Here is a 23,833-nt window from a genome sequence, read left to right as displayed (position 1 = left end):
CGCTGTCCGAACCGGCTGGGGCGTCCCGTTACCGCGTGCGGTGTGTCAGGAGGGCGGTAAGCCGCGCGGCGCCTCCCGCGGCAAGCCAGGCGTCGAAAGTGAGGGCACCCGGGTGGCGCCGTCGTGCCTCGGTGAGGTCTGCCCCGTATCCGCCGCCGTCGTTGAGAAACGCGATGACGGCTCCGAGGACAGGGTTGTGCTCGCGGAGTGCCGCAAGCGGTACGGGCAGGTAAGAGACCTGCTCACCTGTCGCGCGACTGATCGCGGCGGCGATCTCCGGCGGAGTGAGTTCGTCACCGGCGAGGGTGAGCGTACGCCCCAGGTACTCGCCCGGGGCTGCGAACGCCATGGCCACGAAGGCCCCCACGTCGGCGAGGGCGATCAGCTGCTCGGGCACCGTTGCCGCGAGCGGGGTCGCGAGCGTACCCGACCCCAGGCCGAAGGCCGGATCGGCGTAGTTCTCCACGAACGAAACCGGCCGCACGACCGTTGCGGGAAGGCCGAGTTGCCGGATGTACCGCTCGATGACCAGCTTGGCTTCGAATGCGGCCACTCCCGCGCTGCGATCCGCGCCCGCCACCGAGCTGTAAACCACGTGGCCCGCCCCTGCCGCCGCCGCGGCCTCCGCGACGGCACAACCCCAGCGGATCTCCGTCTCGTACGGCACGGGCGGGCTCCCCAGCGCACCCGGCTGCACACTGAAGACACCGTAGACCCCCTCCATCGCAGCTTTGAGCGATGCCGGGTCGGCGGCACTGCCGGCAGCGATCTCGGCACCGGCCCGGGCCAGCTCCCGCGCTGCGCGGCTTGCCGGCGTCCGGGTCAGCGCGCGCACCTGCCAGCCGCGGGCCAGAAGCCCGGCGACAACCGCCCCTCCCTGGTTGCCGGTTGCGCCGGTCACCAGAATCGTGCGCCGCGTGTGTGCGTCTGTCGTCGTCATACCCTTCCTCGATCTCTGGCGCGTAGGTCAGTGCGGGGCACCGGCAGTGGTCCGCACGGGATCACCACAGCCCCGGCGTCGAGCCTCGTCGCTGCCGCCCCGTCACGGAAGGTGGCAGATTCGCCGACGAGCGCGGGTTTCCTGCCATACGCTGAATCGCATGACGAACGGCCGTCCCGGCTTCATTCGCGTGGCGGCATACGCGCCGCAGGGCGTCACAACCCTCGCCCTGGGCATCGTGGCGGGCGTGTTCGGGCAGCGGCTCGGCACTCCGCCCTTCGAAACCCGGATTTGCACGGACCTGCCGGGGCCTGTACGCACCGACCTCGGCGTCGCCATCCCGGTGGAACACGGCCTTGAAGCCCTGTCCTGGGCCGAGTTGGTGCTGCTACTCCCCGGCGACGGATTCCGCGACGAGCCTTCCGCGCAGCTCCTGGACGAGCTGCGCGCCTCCTGCGGACGCGGCGTCACCGTGGCCGCGCACTGCACCGGCGTCTTCACCCTCGCGGCGTCCGGGTTGCTGGACGGTCTGGACGCCACCACGCACTGGCAGTTCTGCGACGCACTCTCCTCCCGCAGGCCCGCCGTACGCGTCCGCCCTGAAGCCCTGTACATCGACCACGGGTTGGTCGCCACCGGCGCCGGCGCCACCGCCGGACTGGACCTGTGCCTGCATCTGGTCCGCCGGGACCACGGCGCGACCATCGCCAACACCATCGCGCGCGGTCTGGTCAGCCCTCCCCAGCGCCATGGTGGGCAGGCGCAGTTCGTGAGCGCGCCCGTCCCGCAGGATGTCGACGACCGGCGGCTGGCCGATGCCGTCGACTGGGCACGGACCAACCTCCACCAGCGCCTGTCGGTGCCGGCTCTCGCTGCCCGCGCACTGATGAGCCCGCGCACCTTCGCTCGGCGGTTCAAGGCCCTGACCGGGACCACTCCGCACGCCTGGATCGTCATGCAACGCCTCGAACGGGCCGAACGCCTGCTGGAGTCGACGGACATGCCGATCCAGGAGATCGCCCGGCACGTCGGCTACGGCAGCGCGGCTGTCTTCCGCGCACAGTTCGCACAGCGTCGGGGCGTTCCACCGGGCACCTACCGGACGACTTTCACAGTGAAGCCCTGACCCCGTCAGGCCGTAGTGGCCGACGCAGTCGTCGCGCAGGGTCACCTGCGGCATCAACACATTCACGGCCACCGGCCGACTCACCCACGACGAGCAGTTCCCGCCCGCACCACATTGCGGGAGTGGCCGGAAAGCTGAGCGATTCCGACCTCGCTGAGAGCCGCGTCCTGGGCTCTGTCCGGCGGGTCATGTGACGGCCACCGCGCGCCGGGGTCATGGTTCGGTTCGTGGGGCGGGGCGATCCGGGACGAGGCCGAGCGCACGATCGACCGGCTCAAGCACTTCCGCGCCGTGGCCACGCGATCCGACTAGCGCGCCTTCGTCTTCCACGGCACTGTCACCGTGGCCTCCATCCGAACGTGGCTCAGCCCGTGCTCGGGCGGACAAAAGCGGTGGTCGTCCGATGGGCTTCCCTGCCACGATCTGGGTGTGACCACGTTGTTCCTGATGGTCGGCCTGCCAGGGGCCGGAAAGACCACGCGGGCTCGACAGCTCGCCGCGGAGCACGGCGCGCTGCGTCTGACGCCCGACGACTGGATGATTCCCCTCTTCGGCGAGGCGGAGCCCGACGGGAAGCGCGACGTGCTGGAGGGTCGCATGCTCTGGCTCGCCTTGGAGGCGGTCAAACTCGGCACCAATGTCGTTGTGGACTACGGATGCTGGTCACGGGACGAACGGTCTGCGGTCCGCTGGTTGGTGGAGGCCGAGGCGGCGTGTTTCCGCATGGTCTACCTGCCGGTGGACGACGAGACCCAGCGTGCCCGTATCGCCCACCGCTGGGCGACCACCCCCGAGCAGACGCTGCCGATGTCCGAGGCCGACATCCTGCACGGGCGTGCGCATTTTGAGGAGCCCGATGCGGCGGAACTGGAGGGTCGCAGGGTCGCGGGCCCCCCGCCCGGCTGGATCGACTGGCGGGAGTGGGCCGCCGACCGGTGGCCGTCGTTCGCCTGACGGCTGCGGCCCACAACAACTCAGCCGCGCCGAGTCTGCCTGCACCAGGCCGTTTCTTTCCGATTGCACCTGCCCGCTAACGTCCAGCAGTTCCTTCGCAGCAGGTCCGACACCAGGCCGAGCAGCAACCGCGCCGCCCGCAGGCGGGGTTCGTCACGGGCGAACCGGCATCACCGCGATCGGCGTGGCGAGTTTCGCGGCCGCCGTCACCAGCACCTACTGCCCTACTTCCTGCTGACCCGCCTCCACTGCGGTCCGACCGCCCGCGCCGGGGCTCGGCCCGCCTCGCCGGGCGGGGCCGAGGTCTCCGTGGGCGCGGGGCACCTCCTCAGCTTCGGCCGAGGAGGCGCTTCCAAAGGCTCCCGGCGGGCGCGGCATCCTTGGCGCAGGTGCAGCGCTGGGAATCGGGGACACCGGCCAGCACCTGGTCGATGTGCATTCCGCAGCCGCGGTAGGTGAATTTCCGGCACTTCTTGCAGACGGCTCGCTGGCACATGGGTACTGCTCCTTCGGTGTGTGTTCGGGTTGTCGGACCGAAATTCGGTTGAATCCGGTTCGCGGTTGGAGTGGCTGGGGCTCGACAGGCGCGGTGCGCGGTTCCACGGCCTCGGGCCCGGCATTCCGCGGCATGGCGCGCCGTCAGGCGAGCGCGTCGGTGAGCATGAAGCCGGCCACGGCCAGCAGGACGAACGCGAAGGTCCGCTGCAGCGTGCCGCCGCTGACCTTCGCTGCGAGGCGCCTGCCGTCCCAGGCCGCCAGGACCGCCGCTGCCGCGAACGGCCCGACCACTTCCCAGCGCAGGTCCCCTCCGGTACCGGTGCGGGCGGCCAGTGCGGCGAGTGAGTTGACGCTGATGACCAGCAGACTGGTACCCACGGCCTGCCTCATCCGCAGGCCGAGAACGCCGACCAGGGCAGGCACCGTCAGGAACCCGCCGCCCACGCCGAGGAACCCGGTCACCGCGCCGAGGCCGGCTCCGGCGGCCGCAGCCTTCCCCGGCCTGGCTCCGTGGGGCGCGTCGGGAGCGGGTGGCCGCAGCATCCGCAGCGCCGCGAGGGCCGCAAGGACGGCGAACGCGCCGATGAGCACCCCCTGCGCAAGGTGCGCGGCGGCCGCACCGGACACGAAGGCGGGGACGACGCCGGCGGCGGCGAACAGCGTTCCCGTCCGCCAGGCCACGTTGCCGTCGCGCGCGTGGGCCACCAGTCCCGTCGCGGAGGTGACGGTCACGATGATCAAGCTCGCGGTGGTGGCCGCCGCCGGGGTGAAGCCCATCAGGTAGATCAGCGCCGGGACGGCCAGGACACTGCCCCCACCGCCCAGTGCTCCGAGCGCCAGACCGACAACGGCTCCGGCGGCGAGGGCAAGGATCAGGACACTCACGCTGTCGAGCCGTGGTTCCCGTGCTCGTCGACGACCGGGTAACCGGCTGCGACCCACGCGTTCATGCCGCCTTCGACGTCCACCGCATCCGCGCCCTGCTGCGCGAGCAGCGTCGCGGCGTACTGTGAGCGATGCCCGCTGCGGCAGATCACTGCCAGGGGACGGCCCTGCGCCGCCGGCGGCAGCGCACCGCCCGCGGTCAGTCCGGACAGCGGCGCGTGCACGGCTCCGGGCGCGTGGCCGGCTGCCCACTCCTCCGCCTCCCGCACGTCCAGCAGCAGGGCCCGCGACGGGTCCCCGCTGGTCCGGGCGCGCGCCTCCTGCACGGGCAGGCGCTGGTCACTACTGCCGTGGAAAGACATCACGGTCCTTTCTCCTCGGGATCGTCCGACGGGTCTTCGCTCCGGCGTCGGCCGCGGTGCGACCCGGCCCGGAGCGGCCTGCCTGCGGGCAGGGCCCCGTCAGCGGGTGGTGATGGTGAGACCGGCCTCGGAGGCGGCGTCGAAGCTGTCGTCGACGGCGACCACCTCGCGGCCGGCCGCGTGCAGCAGCGAGGCGGCGAGGGCGGCCCGCATACCGGCAGCGCAGTGCACCCAGACGGTTCCGCCGGGCACCTCGCCGCTTCGGCGGTGCACCTCGTGGACGGGGATGTGGACCGAGCCCTCGATCCAGCCCTTCGCACGCTCGGAGTGGCGGCGCACGTCGAGAACCACGATGCCGGCGTCGTCCTGCTGCGCGAGTCCGGCGAAGGTCGAGCGGGGGTAGGACACCGGCCGCTGCCCGTCCCGTACCCAGCGCCGCGGTCCGCCGGTGGCCGCGGCGGCCGGGCGGTCGATGCCGACCCGGACGAGTTCCCGCTGGGCCGCCGCGAGCTGCCCGGCCGACTCGGCGAGCAGTGTGACCGGCTTGCCCCAGGGAAGCAGCCACGCCAGATAGGTGGCGAGGCTGCCGTCGGCCTCGAAGTTGAACGAGCCCTCCACATGCCCTTCGGAGAAGGCGACGCGGTTGCGCAGGTCGACGACCCACTCCCCCGCAGTCAGCCGCTCCGCGATCTCCTGCGGATCGGCGACGGCCGGCGCCGTCAGGTCCACGGGCGCCGGGCCTGCCGCGTTGATCGGGCCCATGTGCGCGTAGTAGGCGGGAACGTCGTCCAGTCCGGCCAGCAGACCGGCGACGAAGGTGTCCACGTCGGTGGTGAGGGCGGTGTTTCCCGCTTTCTCCCGGCCTATCGTGCTGTCCTCGGCGTCGGCCTGCGCGGAGGAGCAGAAGCTGCCGAAACCGTGCGTCGGCAGGACCGCCGTGTCGTCGGGCAGGGCTTCGGCGAGCCGGTGTGCGGAGGCGTGCTGGGCGCGCGCCAACTGCTCGGTCAGCCGTGGCTCGACCAGGTCGGGCCGTCCGACCGTGCCGATCAGCAGCGAGCCGCCGGTGAACGCCGCCACCGGACGGCCCTCGTCGCTCAGGACGTAGGCGGTGTGGTGCGGTGTGTGACCGGGTGTCGCGACGGCGGCCAGCGTCAGGTCCGCGTCGATGTCGAAGGTGTCGCCGTCCGCGACCGCGGTCCTCGGCACGGAAACCCGCGCACCAGCCGGAACCAGGTAGTGGGCACCGGTGACCCGCACCAGATCCAGGCCGCCGGAGACGTAGTCGTTGTGGACGTGCGTCTCCACCACATGGGAGATCCGCACTCCCCGCCGTGCAGCAGCAGCGATCACCTGGTCGATGTCGCGCGGCGGGTCCACCACGACCGCGGTGTGCCGGCCGCCGGCCAGATAGCTCCGGTTCCCCAGACCCTCCAGCGCGATCGTGTCGACGAAGAACACCTGGACGCTCCCTTCCGTACGCATTACCCCCCGGGGTATGTCCACCAGGCTAACATGTGTACCCCCTGGGGTATATTTCGATACGTTCACCTGCCGTCTCCCGAGAGCGGCACCCGCCGTCACGTCGCCCCCGCGGTCTGCGACCAGCCGGCGATGGGAGCGGCACGCCGCCACCGGCGCGCTCTTCGGCCACCAGCGATCCGCGCCACGCAGCGTGACCGACGGGTCGCACTGCGGCTGAACCGGCGTGTGCCGACCACCCCGGACGAGCACGTTGCCGTCCACGGAGCCGTTGACGACTCCAGATACCCCCGCGGGTATTTGCACCCCGAGCGCACCTCCCTTTACGGTGGAAATACCCCTAGGGGTATCTAGACGGTCTGACAGAGCATGACAGGAAGGCTTGTCCCATGACCACAGCGTCCTCCCCCGGAGTCGAGTCGTCGCACCGGCGACCGCCCTCCCGGTCGCCCGGGCCGTTCGGCCGCCTCGGCACCTGGTCGGCCACCCACGCCAAGTCGGTCTTTCTGCTCTGGGTGGTCGCGGTGGCCGTCCTCGGCGCATTCGCGCCGAAGGTGCAGTCCGCGCTGTCGGGCGCGGGGTGGCAGGCGAACGGATCCCAGTCGGTGGCGGTACGGCAGATCGCCGAGGAGCACTTCGGCGGCAACGCCTCGTCGGCGATCCAGATCGTGGTGCACGCCGACAAGCCGGTGAGCGACCCCGCGGTCCAGCACGTCATCGGCCAGGCCGAGGACATCGTGCGCGCCGACTCCCGCGTCGCGGCCGTGGTGCCGCCGCAGTCCGGCGCGACGATCAGTCCCGACGGGCGGACCGCGGTCGTCCTGGCGGGGGCCAAGGCGGATCCGAACGAGATGGTGCGCGCGGCCGACGACCTCAAGGGGCAGCTCGCCGCGCTCTCCGGACACGGCGTGACAGTCGACGCCACCGGTGCGTCCGTGCTGTGGAGCGACTTCAACAAGGCGAACCACGACGCGATGATGCACTCGGAGATCCTGTCCTGGCCGGTGACCATGATCATTTTGGTGCTGGCCTTCGGCTCCCTGGTCGCCGCCGGGCTGCCGCTGCTGCTGACCATGGCCGGGCTGGGCGCGTCGGCGGGCTCCCTCGTCCTCCTGACGCATCTGACACCGGTGTCCGTCTGGGCGATGAACTTCGCGATGATGTTCGCCCTCGCGCTGGGCATCGACTACGCCCTGTTCATGGTCATGCGCTTCCGCGGCGCACGAGCGGGCGGGGCCCGCAGTACCGTCGACGCGGTCGTGGAGACCATGGACACCGCCGGCAAGGCCGTCGCCCTGTCCGGTGCGACCGTCCTGGTCAGCCTGTCCGCGGTGATGCTCGTCCCCTCCCCCGCCTTCCGCTCCATGGCCGGGGGCATCATGCTCGCCGTCGCCTTCGTCCTGGCCGCCACCCTCACGCTGCTGCCGGCGGTACTGGCGAAGCTCGGGCCCCGCATCGACGCCGTGTCGCTGCCGTGGGTGAAGCCGGGCGAGCCCCGGTCCCCCCGGTTCACCGCCTGGGGCGAGCGCCTCTGGCGCCGGCCCGTCGCCTACGGCGCCGCCGCACTGGTCGTCCTGCTCGCGCTGGCCGCCCCGGTGATCGGCCTTCGCACCGCCATGCCGTCGATCAACGTGCTGCCGCACGACGCCTCGGCCCGCGCCGGCTACACAGCCGTGCAGCAGGCATTCGGCCCCGGCGCACCCGGGGCCCTGCAGATCGCCGTGCCGTCGGCCTCGGCCGACCAGGCCGCGAAGATCGCCCAGCACACGCCGGGCGTCGCCGCCGTCATGCCGCCGCAGGCCGCGGCCGACCACTCCGGGTGGTCGATGTTCCAGGCCGTCCCCAAGGTGGACCCGTCCGACCCCGCACTGTCCGGGACGGTGCACACCCTGCGGGCCGACCTGCCCCACGGCAGCCTGGTCGGCGGCGCCGCGGTGGAGAACCTCGACCTGCAGCACCTGCTGACCAGCAAGACGCCGCTCGTGATCGGCGTCGTCCTGGGCCTGGGCTTCCTGCTGCTGCTCATCGCCCTGCAGGCGCCGCTGATCGCCGCACTCGGCACCGCGGCCAGCCTGCTGTCCACCGGCGCCGCCTTCGGCGTCGCGCGCCTGGTCTTCCAGGACGGACACGGCGCCGGGCTGCTCGGCTTCACCTCGCAGGGGTTCCTCGACGGCTGGGCACCGGTGTTCTTCTTCGCGATGATCTTCGCCATCGCCATGGACTACACCGTCTTCCTGCTCGCCTCTGCCAAGGAGCACTACGAACGCACCCGCGACGTCAAGGACGCGATGGTCGGCGCCATGGCCCACTCCGGCCGCGTCATCTTCGCCGCCGCCGCGGTCATGGTCGCCGTCTTCTTCACCTTCGCCATTTCCGGGCCCCTGCCCCCCAAGGAGATGGGCATCGTTCTCGGCGTGGCCGTCCTGCTGGACGCCGTCCTCGTCCGGCTCGTCCTGCTGCCGGTGCTCCTGCGACTCACCGGGCACGCCGCCTGGTGGAGCCCGGACTGGCTGCGGCGGATCCTGCCCTCCGTGCGGTTCTCCCACGAGTGAACGGCCGTCGGCAGAAACGGACATCGCGCCTGGCCGGGTACAGGGCGACCGGGCGCAGGACGGGACGACAAGCCCGTCCGTATACCCCCTGGGGTACGATGATTGCAAGCGAAACTACCTGAGGAGGTGCGGTTATGGGGATAGCGGTGGATGAAGAGTCGATGCAGTCGGTACTGAATCGGCTGCGCCGCGCGCAGGGGCAGTTGTCCGGAGTCATCGCCATGATCGAGGCCGGCCGCGACTGCAAGGACGTCGTCACCCAGCTCGCCGCCGTCTCGCGCGCCCTGGACCGCGCCGGATTCAAGATCGTTGCGAGCGGTATGCGCCAGTGCATGGCCGTGGCCGACGGCACCGCGCCGCCCATGACCGAGGCCGAACTGGAAAAGCTCTTCCTCACGCTCGCCTGACCGTGGCGACCGCAATCGTGCGGCACACAGCGCACCCTTGCGGTCGCCACGCACCGTGTCCGGTTTCGGGCAGCCGTGGGCGCCCGGGTGACCCTACGGGCGGGGCAGCACGGGCGGGGTGCAGACGCGCCACCGGACGTCTGCCGTCCTACGCGCTCGAGCCCCCGGGCGGGGTGATGCCGTGGTGGATGAGGGCGAGGGTGCGGTCGGCGACGTCATGGGGATCGGCGCCGTGCTCGACGGCGGTCATGGCGGCCTGGACGAGGCCGCCGATGAGTCGGCCGGTGAGGTGGGGGGCCTCGGTGCCGAGCTCCGCGACGGCCGTGAGCAAGGGGGTGTGGTGGAGGTGGTGCAGTTCGTGCACCCGGCACCGGCTTCAACCGGCCGGCGGGCGACGGCGGTGACCACGGCCACTGCCCGGACGACGGTCACCACCCCGGCTAGGACCACGATCCGGCAGGCTGCGCCCGCGAGCCCTGACCGGCACCGTCAGGCCGAGCCGCAGCGCGAAAGGGTGCGACTCCCGCGTGAGGTGCCGCATGTCAGTTCCATGGACGGCTCACGGCCGACCGTGCACTCAGGGCTGGAGATCTCGCGTCCGCCTGCGGACTGTCGCACCTGCCACGTCAGGTGACGGGCGCCCGGCCGGGCAGGATTCCTGCCGGCCGGGCTTTCCCGTGCCGAATCCGTGTCCGGCTCCTGCGCCGCGTCGCGGACCGCTGTTCTCCCCCGGGTGTCCGGCGGGGAACAGCGGATGTCACCGCTCCCCCGAGGCCGACGCGGCCGGGGCTCAGCCGACGGCGATGAGCAGCGGTCCGCCGGGGACGGGCAGACCATGGCCGCCGGGGTAGCCGTACTGCGTGCGCAGGCCGCCGGCGTCGGTGAGGGTGAAGCCGACCGCGTACACGCCCGGCGCGAGAGCGGCGCGCAGAGGGACGTTCAGGACGAGCGGGTTGCCCGACGCGGACGAGACGCCGCTGGATTCGCCTCCGACGGGTACGCCTTGCGGGTCGTAGACGGTGACGCTGTACCCGTTCACGCCCACGAGGGACGTGACGTCGAGGGTGAGTCGGGCGGTATTCGGCAGCAAGTCCGCGGGGAACACCGTGCGGTCGAGTTCACCGCTGGCGCCGCCGTGTCCGGGATCTGCGTCGCCACCAGGTCCAGGGCGGGTCCGTGGAAGACCGTGCCGCAGGCGGCAGCGTCACCGGCGCCGTCGGTGAGGCCGATGCCCGAGACGGTGCACGCCCTCCCTGCTGCCAGGCCATTCCCCTCCCCGGGGCCTTCGGCCCGGCCTGGGTGTACTGCTCTGTGAGATCGGGGGCGCGGCTTGGACATCGTCTGAGTCGGTGCTTCGACGGTCGGCTTCCGAGACGGGTTGCGGACAGGACCCGGAGCGGACGGGCGGAGGGGGCCTACTCGTCGTCAGGGGCCCACTCTGCTCGGTATCCCGGGCGATCGGAGTAGCTGGTCAGCGCGAGGACGCGTACCGCCCAGTCACTGCGGAGGGCTTCGTCGTAGCCCCCGGGATCAGCGTGCTGCGGGTCGCGCCAGGCGGCGAGAAGGTCGCGCTTCATGGCCGTTGTGCGGGCCGGGGCGTAGAGCGCGGCGAGCGGGTTGCCGGGGGTCAGCCCTTCGGGCAGCCACGACTCGGGGGGCCGGCCCGCGGCTGCCGCCTCGTCGGCGTCGATCTGCTCGTGCAGCCAGGTGATCAGTTCAGCGGTCATGTCCGGCATGATTCCCTGTGCCACTGACAGTGGGTCTCGTCCACGTCTCAGTCATGGCACGTCGAGAGGACCCGGTGTCCCGCGCCCCCGCCTCGGCCCGGCAACCGCCGCACACCCGCGGGTGCGCCTGCCTGCCGCCTCGGCTCCCTTCCGCCCGCCGGCGCCCATCGCCGGCGGCCCGGGTCACAGCCTGTGCGTCCCCCTTGCCCGCGCCCTGCCCTGCCCAGGACACGTCGGGGTCCGTGGCCGAGCCGATCGCAGCAGAGGGGGGCGACGGCAGGCCGAGCCCTGCAGGCACCGATGACGCACATTGAGCTACCACTCGGTCATATTCGGTCAGATCGTCCCATCCGGCATGTGCCGGAGCAGATTGCTGAGAACATGCCAAGGGCTTCGCCGTAGCCGATCCTTCGGGCGTGCGGGTCGCCGGCTACCGCGGGGCCCACAGCCGGGTTGCGCGGTGGTGTGCGAGGACGGGCTCGGCCGGGTGTCAGGATCCCGCGGCAGAGCCTGTCGTGTGTGACCCGCACCAGTACCGGTTCCCGGGGCGCCTGCCGGCTCCCGCCGACGTGGTGCGGCCCGGAAGGAGAGACAGTGGTGTCTTCCCGCGTTCGACACAAAGGCCGGCCTTCGTCGCGGATACCGTTACGCCGTTTCCGGTCCTGGGCTGCGGCGGTGTGCTGTGCCGCTCTGGCCCTGACCGGAGTGACCGCACTTGCCGCACCGGCGCATGCCGCGACCGGAGACCGGCTGGCCTACGTCGCGAACCTGCGCGGCAACTCGGTGTCGGTCATCGACACCACCACCGGAGCGGTCACCGCCACGGTGCCTGTCGGCGCGGCTCCGAACTCGGTTGCCGAGTCCCCGGACGCCTCTCGTGTCTACGTCGCCAGCCAGGCCGCCAACTCCGTGTCGGTCATCGACACCGCCACCAACACGGTGGCTGACACCATCAACATCAACCGGCTCCCGAATGCCGTGGCCGTCTCGCCGGACGGCTCCCTGCTCTACGTGGGCCGGTTCATCAGCCCCGGCGTCGGCGGCGTCGATGTGATCAGCACCGCCACCGACACCGTCCTGACCACCGTCGCGGTCGGTAACCAGCCCACCGCGATCGCGTTCACGCCCGACGGTGCCAAGGCGTACGTGGCCAACTTCGTCGGCAGCTCCGTGTCGGTCATCGACACGGCCACCGCCACCGTCACCGCGACCATCAGCAGCCCCGACGCCCGTACGCCCGCGGCCGTGGCCGTCTCCCCGGACGGTGCCCACGTCTACACGGCCAACTACAACAGCAACACGGTCTCGGTCATCAGCACCGCCACCGACACCATCACCGCCCTCATCCCCTCCATCGGCGGACCGGAGGGCGTCGCCATCGCCCCTGACGGCGCACACGTCTACGTCACCGCCGCCGGCAGCAACACCGTCGCGGTCGTCGACACCGCCACCGGCACCACCACCGCCACGGTCCCCGTCGGCCCGAGTCCCGTCGGCATCGCGGCCGACCCGCTCGGCGGCAGCGTCTACCTCACGGAGGCGCTCGGCAACACCATCGGGGTCATCGACACCGCCACCAACACCGCCGCCCGCCACCTCCCGGCCGGCGACACCCCCTACGCCATCGCCCTGACACCCGCGCCGGTCGCCGTGACCTCAATCAGCCCGGACCAGGGGCCGCCCTCCGGCGGCGGTACCGTCACGCTCCACGGCACCGGCCTGGCCGGCACCCGTTCGGTCCTCTTCGGCGGCACACCGGCCACCGACGTCACCGTCGTGAACGCCTTCACCGTCACCGCGACGGTCCCGGCCCACGCCGGCGGCACCGTCGACGTCCAGGTCATAACCCCGGCCGGCACCAGCCCCACCTCGACGGCCGGCCAGTACACCTACCTCGCCCCGCCCACCGTGACCGCGCTCAGCCCCGGCAGCGGACCCACCGACGGCGGCACCGCAGTCACCGTCACCGGCACCGACCTGACCGGCACCACCGCCATCACCTTCGGCCCGGGCCACGCGGCCACCAGCGTGTCCTGCACGAGCGACACCACCTGCACCGCCACCTCCCCGGCGAACACCGCAGGCACCGTCGACGTCCAGGTCAGCACCCCCGCCGGCACCAGCGCGACCAGCGACGCCGACCACTTCACCTACATCGCGCCCACCGCCGACATCGCCGTCACCACCACCGGCCGGCCGCACCTGGGCATCCTCGTGCCCTACCTCACCTACACCCTCACCGCCCGCAACAACGGCCCCGCCGCGGCCACCTCGACCACGATCACCGCGACCCTGCCGCCCGGCGCGAGCGCCACCGACCTCTCCTCAGGCTGCACCACCGCGAGCGGCACCGTCGTCTGCACCTACGGCACCATCGCCACCAACACCGGCACCACGAAATCCTTCCGCGTACCCCTGAGCCTGCTCACCCTCGGCCCCGTCCCGGTCACCGCCACCCGCACCGCCTCCGCGCCCGCCGACCCCAACCCGGCCAACGACACCAGCACCACCACCTGCACCGCCCTCTCCATCGTCCTGGCCACCTGCCCCTGACCCCGCCCACGCCCGGTGGCCGGGCCCGCACCCGGCCACCGGGCACAGCCGGCGCGTTCCCGTGCCGCCCGCTCAGCAACTCCGGGAAGCGGCCCTCGGAGTGGCCGGCACGCACGGCCAGGTCATCCAGGCTCCTGTCGCTGACCAGCAGTTGGGACCGGAGCGGAAGGAGCCAAGCCCTGTGGGCGGGTGCGTCGCGGCTCACCCGCGAACGCCTGCATCGTCTGCTGCAGCGGAACCAGCGCCGACGACGCCCGCGGCCCGCCCGAACGCTGCCCTCACCGCACTCCACGCGACGACCACCGTCAGCACGACGGTGGTCGGAGATCGCGTGCGGTGGCTCGGTCCTCCCTCCGGGTGGTCAGTCGCCGGTGGACTTGCTCTGCGACGTCAGGATCGTGCCGTCAGCGGCTCGGACGGTGACGCTGACGGCTGACCCGCTCCCGGCTCCTACCGGGCCGCCGCCGGTGAAGAAGGCGACCCACCCGGGCGCGCCGGGCAGGGTGACGGTCTGCGTGTCCAGCGTTGTGCCGCCGAGGGTCGCAGTGATCGTGACCCCCGTGCCGGGGCCACGGTAGATGCCCACGCAGAGACTGCCGGAAGTGTCCCCGTACGAGAGGGTGGAGACCGTCCCCTCGGGCACTTCGGCCGCCTTCAGGGCGGGTTCCTCGGACGTGCCGGAAGGCGGGGAGGTCGACAGGAAAACCCCCTGCCCCGTCAGCCGCATGGTGTGGGACCGGTCCAGCGTGATCTTCTCCCCCGAGGCCACCACCCGCGCCTGCGACGCAGCCGAGGCCGAGGCGGCGGGGGCCGTGGGCGTACCGGAACCCGACGGACCCAGTGACAGGACGATGACGGCGGAGGCGGGGACGAGCACGGCGGCGGCCAGTACCGTGGAAAGCGCCGCCCGGTGACGGCGCATTCTCCGGCCCAGGTGAACGACCGTGTCCACGGGGGCCGGTCCCACGGGCAGGCCGGCGGCCGCCTGCTTCAGTGCGGCGCCCAGCTCCTCGTCCTGGTTCATCGGATCGTTCCTCTCTGCGGGACGGGACGTCTGCGCCCGGCCGGGGGCGCCGCGGGTCGTTCGGCCAGAGCGGTCAGAACGCCGTCTTCCCGCAGTTTCGCCAGTCCCCTGGTGATCTGGCTCCGTACCGTGCTGGTGCGGGTGCCCAGGGCCGCGGCGACCTGGGCGTGCGTCATGTCCTCGAAGTAGCAGAGCACCACCGCGGCCCGCTGCCGGGCCGCCAGCCGTCCGAGCGCATCCATGAGCGCGCTGCGGCGATCGACGTCAGCGGTCCCGTCGGCCACCGGCGTCTCCGGAAGGCGCGGCGTGAACCACTCACGTACGGCCCGTCTGCGGAACCGGTCGGCGTGCACGTGGACCATGATCTGGCGCACGTACGCGGCCATGTCGTCGCTGTGCCGGACGCGGTCCCACTTCACGTACGCGCGCGCCAGCGCGTTCTGCGCCAGGTCCTCGGCGTCGTGGTGGCTGCCGGTCAGCAGATACGCCGTACGCAACAGGCTCGGCCAACGGCCCGTCATGAAGGCGTGGAACTCGTCGTCACTGGTGTTGCTCATCGGACCTCGCCAGGGCTCGGCGGATGGCCGGCCTGCGGTGTTCCCGCGGTCATCGTCACGGCTGGACCTCGGTGCTGAGGAGAGGGGCGGCAAGAAGCGGTGCACGCGTCTGCCGCTGCCGTCTCCCCGTGGACGGCAGCGGCAGCCGTGACTAGTTGTGGATGAGGATCGCCGGCTTCGCGTCCGCCGTGCCCTTCGTGTCGAAGGCGTAGAAGGCACCCCAGCCGGGCTTGCCGGCGAGCGTGATGACCTTGGCCTTCACGCTCCCGACGGTGACCGAGGTCGTCGAGGTCACCGGGAGGCGGAAGACTCCCGCCCACACCACGCCGGAGGAGCTGCCGCTGGCCACCGTGGACACCTTGCCGGGCAGAACGCCCGCCACCGGGACGACGGTCGGACTGGCGGAGCCCAGGTCCTTCGGGGCGAGGGCCAGGCCCTTCGACGTCAGCCACACGCTGCCGCCGCCGACGGAGATCTTCTGCCCCGGCGACACCACCTGCACGGTGAGGGCCTCGGGCGCGGGCTTGGCGGTGGCAGCAGCGGCCGGCGCGGCATTCACCGGCGCCGCACTCCCGGTCGCGGCAACCGCCACCCCCGTGCCCGTCGCGAGAGTCGCGGCGCTCGCGACAGCGGCCAGCCAGCCGCGCCTGCGCCTGCGCGAACCGTGGGAAGCCATCATTTCACTCCTGTGGATCAAACAGCACCGGCCTCCGGCCACCGGGACCGGAGCAGACAGGCCCTTGCGTCCCGTCCACCCTCCAGACGGACTCCGGGGCGCAGAACGCTGCTCCCCGAGCACGTGACCGCGTGTGGCGCCCGTCACACCCCTCGCGGAGCCGGCGTCGACGTCACCCGGTCAGAGCGCACGTGGCCAACCTCGGTGAGCCACCGTCACTCTTGAACAGCTCCAGGCCAGCTGCGTGTTGACGGCCTGGACGGTCCCGGTAGGGCGGGTGGAGCACCAGGCGCGCCGTAGTGGCCGCCAGGGAGCGCGGGCCGCGGTGGCGAGGTGGGTGCGGCCCGGCGTCGCGTGGGAGAACCGGAGCGGGGTGCCGTCCGGCCGGGCGATGACCTGCACGTGCCTGCCGCGCTTGTTGTGTTTTTGCGAGTGGTACGGCTCCTCCGCGGTCGATGCGATCTGACCATTCGGAGAACGGGTCCACGAGGAACGCCTACCAGCACGACGACGACAGCCGCGTCTTCAGCCAACGCGGGAGAAACGAACACATCAGCAACGGCGCCATCGGATTCGCCCAGGACGGGCGGGGTGGCCTGCCCTGTCCCCCGGCCCGGCCACTCGGTCCGGCCGTCAGCTCAGGAGTGCGTCGAGGAAAGGGGAGGACAGCACGTGGTGCGGGTCGAGCCTGCCGAGGACCGCGACCGCCTCGTCCCACCCCGGACCGCCGCCCGCGCGGTGCGAGTCGGGGATGGCGCCGGTGAGAACGTCCTGGTCCGACCAGGCGGCCGTATCGGTGTAGGCCCAGCCCTTGGACCACTCCACACGGACAGTCGCCCGTTCCCCGTCCAGGCCCAGCAGGAACTGCTCGACGTCACGGTAGAAGCGGGGCAGGGCGGGTGTCGCCGGCAGGGAGAGGATGTCGATCCACACGGCGGTGTCGACGTCCGGACGGTCAGGGCGCGGCCGCAGGGCGGACAGCAGCGGGGGCCTCGCGCCGGGGACGCCGCACACGGACGGATCCTCCAGGCCGGTCACCCGGATTTCCACCTGGCCGTTGACCGGGTATTCGCTGCGGGCCGCGTACTGCGCGAGGAGCGTGCGGTAGAAGTCGGCGAACCGGCTGACCACCCACTGCAGATCGGCACGGCGCACCAGGACGGCGTAGCCGTTTGCGGTCTCGCGCAAGGTGGTGGGCCGCACGTACTCCAGCAGGTTGCGGGAGGCACCCCACAGGTCCGAGCGCAGCCCGTCCAGCAGCAGGTGGGTGAGCACGTCCCCGGTCAGCACGTCCTGCACGAGCGTTCCCGAGAGCAGGACATCGGTGATGTCGCCGGTCAGCGCGACCTTGGCGAGCAGGTACTGGACCTGCCCGAAGAGCGGCGCGCTCGCCCAGGCCCCGGAGACCAGGTCCCCGGCGAGCCGCGCCACCGGTTCGGGGAGCGAGTCGGAAAAGGGGTAGTTGTACGGCCCGGAGACGGCGCGGGCGGCGAGCGGTCTGTCCGGGGTGACGGCCCAGGTCTTCAGCCAGGGCTTGTCGGTGAAGGCGAACCAGATCGCCTCTGCCCGGCCGGTGCCGTCCACGAATCCGGCCAGGGTCCGCGTGCCGGCCGGAGCACCGGGGGCGGCGAACAGTTCGGCAGCGGGGACGTCCAGGTAGGACCGGCAGCGCAGGTTGACGTCGGCCCCCACCCGCAGGACGGCCTCGGTGACGAGCGAACGGCCGAGGTGGGTGAGGAGCGCGTCGCAGTCCGGCTCGGCACGGCCGACGGTCCGCAGGACGTAGCGGCCGGCACCGCCGTCCCACACGACCGCGGTCAGCTCGGTGACCAGGTTGCTCAGCGACCCGTAGCCGTGGCCCGGTGACGGGGTCTCTCCGACGGCGGGCACGGCGGTGCCGTGTGCGCCGACCGCGAGTGCGCCGCCGACCGAGAGGTCGCCGGGTGCCGGCGCGGCGGTGACCCCGTAGCCGCCGGCGCCGGCGAACGCGAGCAGCGATTCCAGCGAGGCGCCCGTCTGGACGCGGACGGTGGCGGAGCCGTCCGCCGCCTGCCCGTCCACTGTCATCGCGGTCAGGTACGCGGTGGTGTCCAGCAGGATGACCCGGGTCGCGGCGGGCGTGCCGTCGGCCACCGTGAGCGGCGCCCAGCCGTGCCGCCTGCCCTGCGCGCGGACGGTCCACCCGGCGCCGTACGCCCAGTTGACGACGTCGAGGACCTCCTGGGGAGTGCGCGGTGCGCACGTCCACAGCTCGTCGGTTCGAATCTCGCCGGCCCAGTTCTCGTAGGCGCGCTGGTAGACGTCGAGCCCTGCCGGCAGACCGGGCGGCGCTCCGGGGGCCGCGTGGGCGCTGCCCGGACGGACCAGCCCGCGCAGCAGCCAGACCGCGCCGCCCGCGGCGGCCGACGACGCGAGCAGCCTGCGCCGCGACAGGGCGCCGTCCTGGTCCGAAGGATCGTCCGCCATCCCCGCCGCCCTCCCCTGGCTTGCGCGCCGAACCGGCCCTGCCGGGTCGGTCGGGCACGCATGCTACCCGTCGGCAACGCGCACCACAGCCGCGCATGCGGGCGATTCGCGCGATCGAGTGGTCACCCTGCGAACCGGCCCTCCCGGACCGCTCCTGCTGTATAAGGCCATGCCCTACGTGGTGAGGCGGACGAGCCGCTTGTGGCAGCAGAGCGCCGCGGCGAGTCCGGGCAAGGCCGGGCAGTTGCGGGATGACGCTCACAGTCAGGGCTGAGCGCCTGCGGTAGCCTGACGGCCACAGTACGGTCCCCTCGATACGTCAGCACAACCCCGCTGCCACGCCCCGACACTCGACGAAGCCCCTTGCGGATGCCGCAATCACGGCAGGACTCCCCCACCCCGACCGAACAGCGGCAGCGGCAGCGGCAGCGGCAGCGGCAGCGGCAGCGGGACGGTCCACCGACGACGCGGCCGTGCCGGGGTGACGAAACGCGGGGGACGTCCGGTGGCAATTCGGGTCGCCACCGGTCGGACCCGCTGATAGACAGAAGCGATGGCGGATGACGACGCGCGAGGATTCCGGGCAGGACGGTCGGGTCTGATCGTGAGGGTTCCGGAGGCGGAGCCTTTGGTGCGCGCGTGGCGTGACCGGCTTGACCCCTCGGCCCACGCCGGTGTTCCGGCGCATGTGACCGTGCTCTTCCCGTTCCTCGACGCGACCGGTTCCGGGTGAGGCTCCCCCACGTGATCCTCGACGAACCCGGAGCGCGAAGCGAGCTGGACCGGACGCGGGTGCGCGGCCGACTCCATGAGCCTGCGCGCCGCAGGAGGGCCACTGACGCAACCGTCGTCCCGCGCCTGTATCTGCTGGAGGAGGTGGGCCCCGGTACCGTCCCGCCGCCAACGGCGAACCGCTCGTGAACCGTCTGCCACGCCCCTGGCGTTCCGGCAGGTCACGCCACGGATCGGCTGTTCGCAACCGCCGCAACACACCGTTGACCACCTGCTGGTGGTCGCGTCCCCGACGGCTGGGTCCGTCGATGGCTGGCGGTAGGGGCTTCAGCGCCTCCCTGCGGAGTCCGTCGGTTCACCGCGTCCTGGCATGTGATCGGCCATGAACTGGGGGTCATGCAACCGCGGGCGTCCGCCTCTTGGACTGGCGCACGCCGCGCAGCGCGCCGGACCAGGCGATCACCTGGTCGAGCATGCCCCCCACGGCGGTGTCGAGGCCCTGCTGAGGGACGAAGGTGCCGGTGTGGAAGGAGGGGTGCGTCGAGATGGTGGGCTGGGCGCGGACCGTGGCCACCTGGAGTTCGGCGAGGACGAGCCGCAGCGCTTCGGCGGCCCGGGCCCCGGCGACCCAGCCGCCGTAGCTGATGATCCCGGCGGCCTTGTCGTTCCACTCCCGGTAGACGTAGTCCAGGGCGTTCTTGAGGGCTCCGGGATAGGAGTGGTTGTACTCGGGGACGAGGAAGACGTAGCCGTCGAAGCTGTCGATGAGGGCGCCCCAGGCGCGGGTGTGGTCGTGCCGGTACTGCTGGAAGTTCGGGTTGCCCGGCTCGTCGAGGTTGCCGAGGTCGTGGTCGGCGAGGTCGATGAGTTCGTAGTCGGCGCCGCCGTGGGCGCGGGCGGCCTCCAGCGCCCAGGCGGCGATCTGGTCGCCCCGACGTCCGGGGCGGGTGCTTCCGAGGATGAGCGCAATGCGGAGTGTCATGGTCCTCCTTCGGGAGAGTTGATGTGTCAACTCTAGATCGACGGGAGTTGAAGTGACAACTCCGCTGGTCGCGGTATCCTCGGCGACATGACGGACACTCGATCGCTGGATCCCGAGGAGTGGGAGTTCTGGGACACCTGGATGCGCGCCCAGCGCTTGCTCACCAGGGAGCTGGAACGCGGTCTCCAGCGTGACTGCGACATCTCGAAGGCCGAGTTCAGCGTGCTGGTGACGCTGTGGCAGGCCGCCGGCCGCGAGATGCGTGTGGGCGAGCTCTCCGAGTCGCTCGACTGGGACAAGAGCCGGGTGTCACATCAGCTGACGCGCATGGAAAAGCGCGGCTTCGTCAAACGCACCCAGTACGGGGCCGACGGTCGCCGCGCGGGGATCGGGCTGACCGCCGAGGGCCGCCGCGCCGCCCGGAGTGCCGTCCTCGTGCACGGCGGCAACATCCGCCGCCACTTCCTCGACTCACTGACCCCCGAGCAGGCGTCAGTCATCCGGACATGGAGTGAGCAGGCCGTCGATCGCCTCGAGCCGCGCCGCAGCGAGGCTGCCGGCGACGGCACGTCCTAGAACCAGTCTCTTGTGGCCGGTGAGTGCCTTGTTGCGGGGCTGGTTGGTCTGCTGTGACGAGAGACGGCGAGACGGTCGTTGACCTGCGTGGTCGGCCCGTCGAAACACTCAACGGCTTCTGGGACGCGGTAAGTGAGCCGTGCAGGCCGCCGGAGCGGTTCGGCCGGAACCTGGACGCGTGGTCGGACACGATCGCGACCGGGGGCATCTCCGAGGTGATCGACAGCCACGGCTCTCTGATCGCGCACGTCGACCATCGCGGTCTCTTCAGTGGGGACCGGCGGGAGGGCCGTGTCCCGGCCGGCATCTTTGACGGAGAGCGGAAACGTCTCGTCGGAGTCGTTTCCTGGCCTGCCGCGGCGTCCACCCGGCGTCCCCGGGCGGGGTGGACGTTCTCGGGGCGGTTGGGGCAGCAACGAGGTGCCGCGGGGGGGAGTCGGTGGATCCGGTACCGGTCGGGAGGTGGCGGCGGATGTCCCGCTGGGCGCAGCGGGCCGGTGGCGGCATCCGGTGCGATGGCTGCGTACGCGGGCTGATGCCTCGTCCGTCGACGCGCCGGTGTTCGGAGCGGGCCACGAGCCGGCCGGGGGCCCGCTCGCGCTGTCCCGAAGGTGGCGCCCGACCGCCCGGGGGGGGATGGACGGTCGGGCGCTTCCGGGCGGCTGTGCCGCCGGTCCCCGAGGGGACTCGGCCCCCTGCGGGGCCAACAGGTCGCGTACCCAGGACCGGTGCGCTCACACGTCCCGCACCGCCGGCAGCCGGCCGGTGCTCACGCCTTCGCCTCCGGTGCGATCTCCTCGATCAGGCCCTCGACCAGTGCCCTGATCTCGTCACGGATGGGGCGGACGGCCTCGACACCCTGCCCGGCCGGGTCGTCCAGGCTCCAGTCGAGGTAGCGCTTGCCGGGGAAGACGGGGCAGGTGTCGCCGCAGCCCATGGTGATGCACACGTCCGACTCGCGGACCGCGTCCGTGGTGAGGACCTTGGGGACCTCGGCGGAGATGTCGATGCCGACCTCGGCCATGGCTTCCACCGCGGCCGGGTTGACCTCCGTGCCCGGGGCGGAGCCGGCGGAGCGGACCTCGACGCGGTCGCCCGCGAGGTGGGCGAGCCAGGCGGCGGCCATCTGGGAGCGGCCGGCGTTGTGGACGCAGACGAACAGGACGGACGGCTTGCCGCCGGATGTCTCGGGCATGGGCTGCTCTCTCGTCTCGTGGGCGGCACCGACCGCCAACGGCATCAGTACCCGCTGGTATCAGCAGGCGCTGATGTGACAGTATCAGCGCATGCTGACTTCAGTCGATCCTGATGTGATCCGGGTGCTGGGCGATCCGCTCCGCCTGCAGATCGTGACCCTCCTGGCCCGCGAGACGCTGTGCACCACGCACCTGGTCGAGGAGACCGGGGCCAAGCAGACCAACCTCTCCAACCACATGAAGGTCCTGCGCGAGGCCGGCCTGGTGGAGACCGAGCCCTGCGGCAGGTTCACCTACTACAAGCTCAAGCCCGAGGTCCTGGCCGGCCTGTCCGAGCAGTTCGCGCAGCTCGCCGCCTCCGCTGTCGCCGCCGGGCAGAACAAGAGGGCCTGCCCGTGACCTCCGCCGAACCCGCCACCGCCTCCACCGACGCGCCTTCGGCCACGGCCGGGGAGGCCTCCGTGGCGAAGAAGCTCTCCACCCTGGACCGCTACCTGGCGGTGTGGATCCTGATCGCCATGGGCACCGGGATCGGACTGGGCCGGGCGATCCCCGGCCTGAACAGCGCCCTGGCCAAGGTCGAGATCGGCGGGGTCTCGTTGCCGATCGCGGTCGGCCTGCTGGTCATGATGTACCCGGTGCTGGCCAAGGTCCGCTACGACCGCCTCGACCGCGTCACCGGCGACCGCAGGCTGATGGTGTCCTCGCTGCTCATCAACTGGGTTGTCGGGCCGGCGGTGATGTTCGCGCTGGCGTGGGTCTTCCTGCCGGACCTGCCCGCCTACCGCACCGGGCTGATCATCGTCGGACTGGCCCGCTGCATCGCCATGGTCATGATCTGGAACGACCTGGCCTGCGGCGACCGCGAGGCGGCTGCCGTGCTGGTCGCGCTGAACTCCGTCTTCCAGGTCGTCGCGTTCAGTCTGCTGGGCTGGCTCTACCTCGACGGCCTGCCCAAGTGGCTCGGGCTCGGCGACGGCCAGGGCCTGAACGTGCCGGTGTGGAAGATCGCACTGAACGTCGTGGTGTTCCTCGGTGTGCCGCTGCTGGCCGGGTTCCTGACCCGCCGCATCGGCGAGCAGAAGAGGGGCCGCGAGAACTACGAGGCGAAGTTCCTGCCGAGGATCGGGCCGTTCGCGCTGTACGGACTGCTGTTCACCATCGTCGTCCTCTTCGCCCTGCAGGGGAAGACGATCACCCACCAGCCCGGTGATGTCGCCCGCATCGCGCTGCCGCTGCTCGCCTACTTCGCGATCATGTTCTTCGGAACGTTCGCGCTCGGCAAAGGCCTCGGCCTGCCCTACGACCGCACCGCGACGCTGGCGTTCACTGCGGCGGGCAACAACTTCGAGCTGGCCATCGCGGTCGCCGTCGCCACCTTCGGCGTCACCTCCGGCCAGGCGCTGTCCGGCGTGGTCGGACCGCTCATCGAGGTGCCTGTCCTGATCGGCCTGGTCCACGTCGCGCTCGCCTGGAGGCGGAAGTTCGCCGTGAACGCGGTGACGGCCGCCCCGTGACCCGCCCCGGGTACGCGCCGGTGATCGGTGGCGGCCGGTCCGGATTCGCCGCCGGCCATCACCTGCGCCGCCTCGGCATCGAGTCCGTCATCCTCGACGCCGAGGCCGCCGCGGGCGGGACCTGGCAGCACACCCGGGACTCGCCGCGCCCGTTCCTCCCGGCTCGGTGATCGTCCCCGCCCGTTCGGCCCATGCCGCCCCCAGCGGCGTCAGTCGCGCAGATCGAGCATCGCGGACATCGCCGCGACCACGGAGGGAGCGACCTTGTAGTACACCCACGTCCCGCGCCGCTGCGAGGTCAGCAGACCGGCCTCCCGCAGCTTCTTCAGGTGGTGGGAGACCGTGGGCTGGGACACGCCGACGTCGGCGATGTCGCACACGCACGCCTCCCCGCCCGCGTGCGAGGCGACACGGGAGAACAGCCGCAGGCGCACCGGGTCGGACAGCGCCTTGAACATGGCGGCCATCTTCTCCGCGTCGGCCTGTGACAGCTCGGCCGACGTGATCGGCGGGCAGCACGGCACCACGGCCCCGGCGTCCAGGACGGGCAGTTCCACAACCTCTGACTTCGACATACGTCTATGTTGACACTCGTCGATGCGAGTGGCAAGCTCGATCACATCG

At 71.7% G+C, this 23,833-nt stretch carries 24 protein-coding genes and 3 pseudogenes; 10 read left to right on the top strand and 17 right to left on the bottom strand.

Annotated features, from left to right (window positions below; genetic code table 11):
- Positions 1 to 28 precede the first annotated feature (28 nt).
- Complete coding sequence (locus tag ACH4SE_RS18650) at positions 29 to 940, bottom strand: NmrA/HSCARG family protein (protein ID WP_398544485.1); 912 nt, start codon at positions 938 to 940, stop codon at positions 29 to 31.
- A gap of 160 nt (positions 941 to 1,100) precedes the next feature.
- Between ACH4SE_RS18650 and ACH4SE_RS18645 the strand changes: the two genes are divergently transcribed.
- Both ACH4SE_RS18645 and ACH4SE_RS18640 read left to right on the top strand, forming a co-directional pair.
- Positions 1,101 to 2,066, top strand: a complete 966-nt coding sequence (locus ACH4SE_RS18645; RefSeq protein WP_398544484.1) for a GlxA family transcriptional regulator — start codon at positions 1,101 to 1,103, stop codon at positions 2,064 to 2,066.
- Between the two features lie 429 nt (positions 2,067 to 2,495).
- Entirely contained in the window at positions 2,496 to 3,020 is a 525-nt protein-coding gene (locus ACH4SE_RS18640) for an AAA family ATPase (protein ID WP_398544483.1), read from the top strand.
- A 639-nt stretch (positions 3,021 to 3,659) separates the two neighbouring features.
- Here ACH4SE_RS18640 and ACH4SE_RS18635 read toward each other — a convergent pair.
- From ACH4SE_RS18635 to ACH4SE_RS18625, 3 genes are all read right to left on the bottom strand, one after another.
- Positions 3,660 to 4,403, bottom strand: coding sequence for a sulfite exporter TauE/SafE family protein (locus tag ACH4SE_RS18635; RefSeq protein WP_398544482.1), 744 nt, complete (start codon positions 4,401 to 4,403; stop codon positions 3,660 to 3,662).
- Complete coding sequence (locus ACH4SE_RS18630; RefSeq protein ID WP_398544562.1) at positions 4,400 to 4,765, bottom strand: rhodanese-like domain-containing protein; 366 nt, start codon at positions 4,763 to 4,765, stop codon at positions 4,400 to 4,402. Before ACH4SE_RS18630 ends, ACH4SE_RS18635 begins: the two co-directional genes overlap by 4 nt.
- 99 nt (positions 4,766 to 4,864) lie before the next feature.
- Positions 4,865 to 6,223 carry a rhodanese-like domain-containing protein gene (locus ACH4SE_RS18625; protein WP_398544561.1) on the bottom strand — a complete coding sequence of 453 codons (1,359 nt, stop codon included), beginning with the start codon at positions 6,221 to 6,223 and terminating at the stop codon, positions 4,865 to 4,867.
- Between the two features lie 410 nt (positions 6,224 to 6,633).
- Here ACH4SE_RS18625 and ACH4SE_RS18620 point away from each other — a divergent pair, with 410 nt between their 5' ends.
- Entirely contained in the window at positions 6,634 to 8,796 is a 2,163-nt protein-coding gene (locus ACH4SE_RS18620) for an MMPL family transporter (protein ID WP_398544481.1), read from the top strand.
- Between the two features lie 134 nt (positions 8,797 to 8,930).
- Entirely contained in the window at positions 8,931 to 9,203 is a 273-nt protein-coding gene (locus ACH4SE_RS18615) for a metal-sensitive transcriptional regulator (protein ID WP_398544480.1), read from the top strand.
- A 148-nt stretch (positions 9,204 to 9,351) separates the two neighbouring features.
- On the opposite strand, the gene ACH4SE_RS18610 is transcribed toward ACH4SE_RS18615, so the two are convergent.
- The 3 genes from ACH4SE_RS18610 to ACH4SE_RS18600 all read right to left on the bottom strand — a co-directional run bounded on the left by ACH4SE_RS18610 (position 9,352) and on the right by ACH4SE_RS18600 (position 10,930).
- Positions 9,352 to 9,567 (bottom strand): hypothetical protein, encoded by a 216-nt coding sequence (locus tag ACH4SE_RS18610; RefSeq protein WP_398544479.1) that lies wholly within the window; start codon positions 9,565 to 9,567, stop codon positions 9,352 to 9,354.
- Between the two features lie 426 nt (positions 9,568 to 9,993).
- Positions 9,994 to 10,293, bottom strand: coding sequence for a hypothetical protein (locus tag ACH4SE_RS18605; protein WP_398544478.1), 300 nt, complete (start codon positions 10,291 to 10,293; stop codon positions 9,994 to 9,996).
- Between the two features lie 325 nt (positions 10,294 to 10,618).
- Positions 10,619 to 10,930: a DUF6221 family protein gene (locus ACH4SE_RS18600; RefSeq protein WP_398544477.1), complete on the bottom strand. Its 312-nt coding sequence runs from the start codon at positions 10,928 to 10,930 to the stop codon at positions 10,619 to 10,621.
- 705 nt (positions 10,931 to 11,635) lie between these two features.
- Here ACH4SE_RS18600 and ACH4SE_RS18595 point away from each other — a divergent pair.
- The gene (locus ACH4SE_RS18595) at positions 11,636 to 13,483 is read left to right on the top strand and encodes an IPT/TIG domain-containing protein (protein ID WP_398544476.1); all 1,848 of its coding nucleotides are present in this window, start codon (positions 11,636 to 11,638) and stop codon (positions 13,481 to 13,483) included.
- 361 nt (positions 13,484 to 13,844) lie between these two features.
- Here ACH4SE_RS18595 and ACH4SE_RS18590 read toward each other — a convergent pair whose 3' ends face one another.
- The 8 genes and pseudogenes from ACH4SE_RS18590 to ACH4SE_RS18555 all read right to left on the bottom strand — a co-directional run bounded on the left by ACH4SE_RS18590 (position 13,845) and on the right by ACH4SE_RS18555 (position 19,920).
- Entirely contained in the window at positions 13,845 to 14,507 is a 663-nt protein-coding gene (locus tag ACH4SE_RS18590) for a hypothetical protein (protein WP_398544475.1), read from the bottom strand.
- Entirely contained in the window at positions 14,504 to 15,064 is a 561-nt protein-coding gene (locus ACH4SE_RS18585; RefSeq protein ID WP_398544474.1) for a SigE family RNA polymerase sigma factor, read from the bottom strand. Before ACH4SE_RS18585 ends, ACH4SE_RS18590 begins: the two co-directional genes overlap by 4 nt.
- Positions 15,065 to 15,215: 151 nt before the next feature.
- A complete protein-coding gene (locus ACH4SE_RS18580; protein WP_398544473.1) occupies positions 15,216 to 15,743 on the bottom strand; it encodes a hypothetical protein in 528 nt (175 codons plus the stop codon).
- Positions 15,744 to 15,920: 177 nt separating this feature from the next.
- A pseudogene (locus ACH4SE_RS18575) lies at positions 15,921 to 16,223 on the bottom strand (hypothetical protein); the annotation flags it as partial.
- Between the two features lie 150 nt (positions 16,224 to 16,373).
- The gene (locus ACH4SE_RS18570) at positions 16,374 to 18,206 is read right to left on the bottom strand and encodes a cholesterol oxidase substrate-binding domain-containing protein (RefSeq protein ID WP_398544472.1); all 1,833 of its coding nucleotides are present in this window, start codon (positions 18,204 to 18,206) and stop codon (positions 16,374 to 16,376) included.
- Between the two features lie 174 nt (positions 18,207 to 18,380).
- Positions 18,381 to 18,522: pseudogene (locus ACH4SE_RS18565) on the bottom strand (IS5/IS1182 family transposase); the annotation flags it as partial.
- 530 nt (positions 18,523 to 19,052) lie between these two features.
- Positions 19,053 to 19,310, bottom strand: a pseudogene (locus ACH4SE_RS18560) (transposase); the annotation flags it as partial.
- A gap of 22 nt (positions 19,311 to 19,332) precedes the next feature.
- On the bottom strand, positions 19,333 to 19,920 hold the full coding sequence (locus ACH4SE_RS18555) for an NADPH-dependent FMN reductase (RefSeq protein ID WP_398544471.1): 588 nt from the start codon (positions 19,918 to 19,920) through the stop codon (positions 19,333 to 19,335).
- Positions 19,921 to 20,007: 87 nt separating this feature from the next.
- On the opposite strand from ACH4SE_RS18555, the gene ACH4SE_RS18550 reads away from it, so the two are divergent.
- Together ACH4SE_RS18550 and ACH4SE_RS18545 are read left to right on the top strand one after the other, a co-directional pair.
- Positions 20,008 to 20,496: a MarR family winged helix-turn-helix transcriptional regulator gene (locus ACH4SE_RS18550; protein ID WP_398544470.1), complete on the top strand. Its 489-nt coding sequence runs from the start codon at positions 20,008 to 20,010 to the stop codon at positions 20,494 to 20,496.
- A gap of 23 nt (positions 20,497 to 20,519) precedes the next feature.
- On the top strand, positions 20,520 to 21,032 hold the full coding sequence (locus tag ACH4SE_RS18545; protein ID WP_398544469.1) for a barstar family protein: 513 nt from the start codon (positions 20,520 to 20,522) through the stop codon (positions 21,030 to 21,032).
- A 233-nt stretch (positions 21,033 to 21,265) separates the two neighbouring features.
- On the opposite strand, the gene ACH4SE_RS18540 is transcribed toward ACH4SE_RS18545, so the two are convergent.
- Positions 21,266 to 21,691 (bottom strand): arsenate reductase ArsC, encoded by a 426-nt coding sequence (locus ACH4SE_RS18540; RefSeq protein ID WP_398544468.1) that lies wholly within the window; start codon positions 21,689 to 21,691, stop codon positions 21,266 to 21,268.
- A gap of 91 nt (positions 21,692 to 21,782) precedes the next feature.
- On the opposite strand from ACH4SE_RS18540, the gene ACH4SE_RS18535 reads away from it, so the two are divergent.
- From ACH4SE_RS18535 to ACH4SE_RS18525, 3 genes are read left to right on the top strand one after another with little or no spacing between them, the layout of a single operon-like run.
- Complete coding sequence (locus ACH4SE_RS18535) at positions 21,783 to 22,091, top strand: ArsR/SmtB family transcription factor (protein ID WP_398544467.1); 309 nt, start codon at positions 21,783 to 21,785, stop codon at positions 22,089 to 22,091.
- A complete protein-coding gene (gene arsB, locus ACH4SE_RS18530) occupies positions 22,088 to 23,209 on the top strand; it encodes an ACR3 family arsenite efflux transporter (RefSeq protein ID WP_398544466.1) in 1,122 nt (373 codons plus the stop codon). The genes ACH4SE_RS18535 and arsB overlap by 4 nt, the downstream gene beginning before the upstream one ends.
- The gene (locus tag ACH4SE_RS18525; protein WP_398544465.1) at positions 23,206 to 23,379 is read left to right on the top strand and encodes an NAD(P)-binding protein; all 174 of its coding nucleotides are present in this window, start codon (positions 23,206 to 23,208) and stop codon (positions 23,377 to 23,379) included. The genes arsB and ACH4SE_RS18525 overlap by 4 nt, the downstream gene beginning before the upstream one ends.
- 39 nt (positions 23,380 to 23,418) lie before the next feature.
- Here ACH4SE_RS18525 and ACH4SE_RS18520 read toward each other — a convergent pair whose 3' ends face one another.
- A complete protein-coding gene (locus ACH4SE_RS18520) occupies positions 23,419 to 23,784 on the bottom strand; it encodes an ArsR/SmtB family transcription factor (protein WP_398544464.1) in 366 nt (121 codons plus the stop codon).
- Positions 23,785 to 23,833: the final 49 nt, after the last annotated feature.

The organism is Streptomyces sp. NPDC020983 (assembly GCF_044333485.1).
Lineage (GTDB): Bacteria > Actinomycetota > Actinomycetes > Streptomycetales > Streptomycetaceae > Actinacidiphila.
This window is presented reverse-complemented; position numbering and strand designations above follow the sequence as displayed.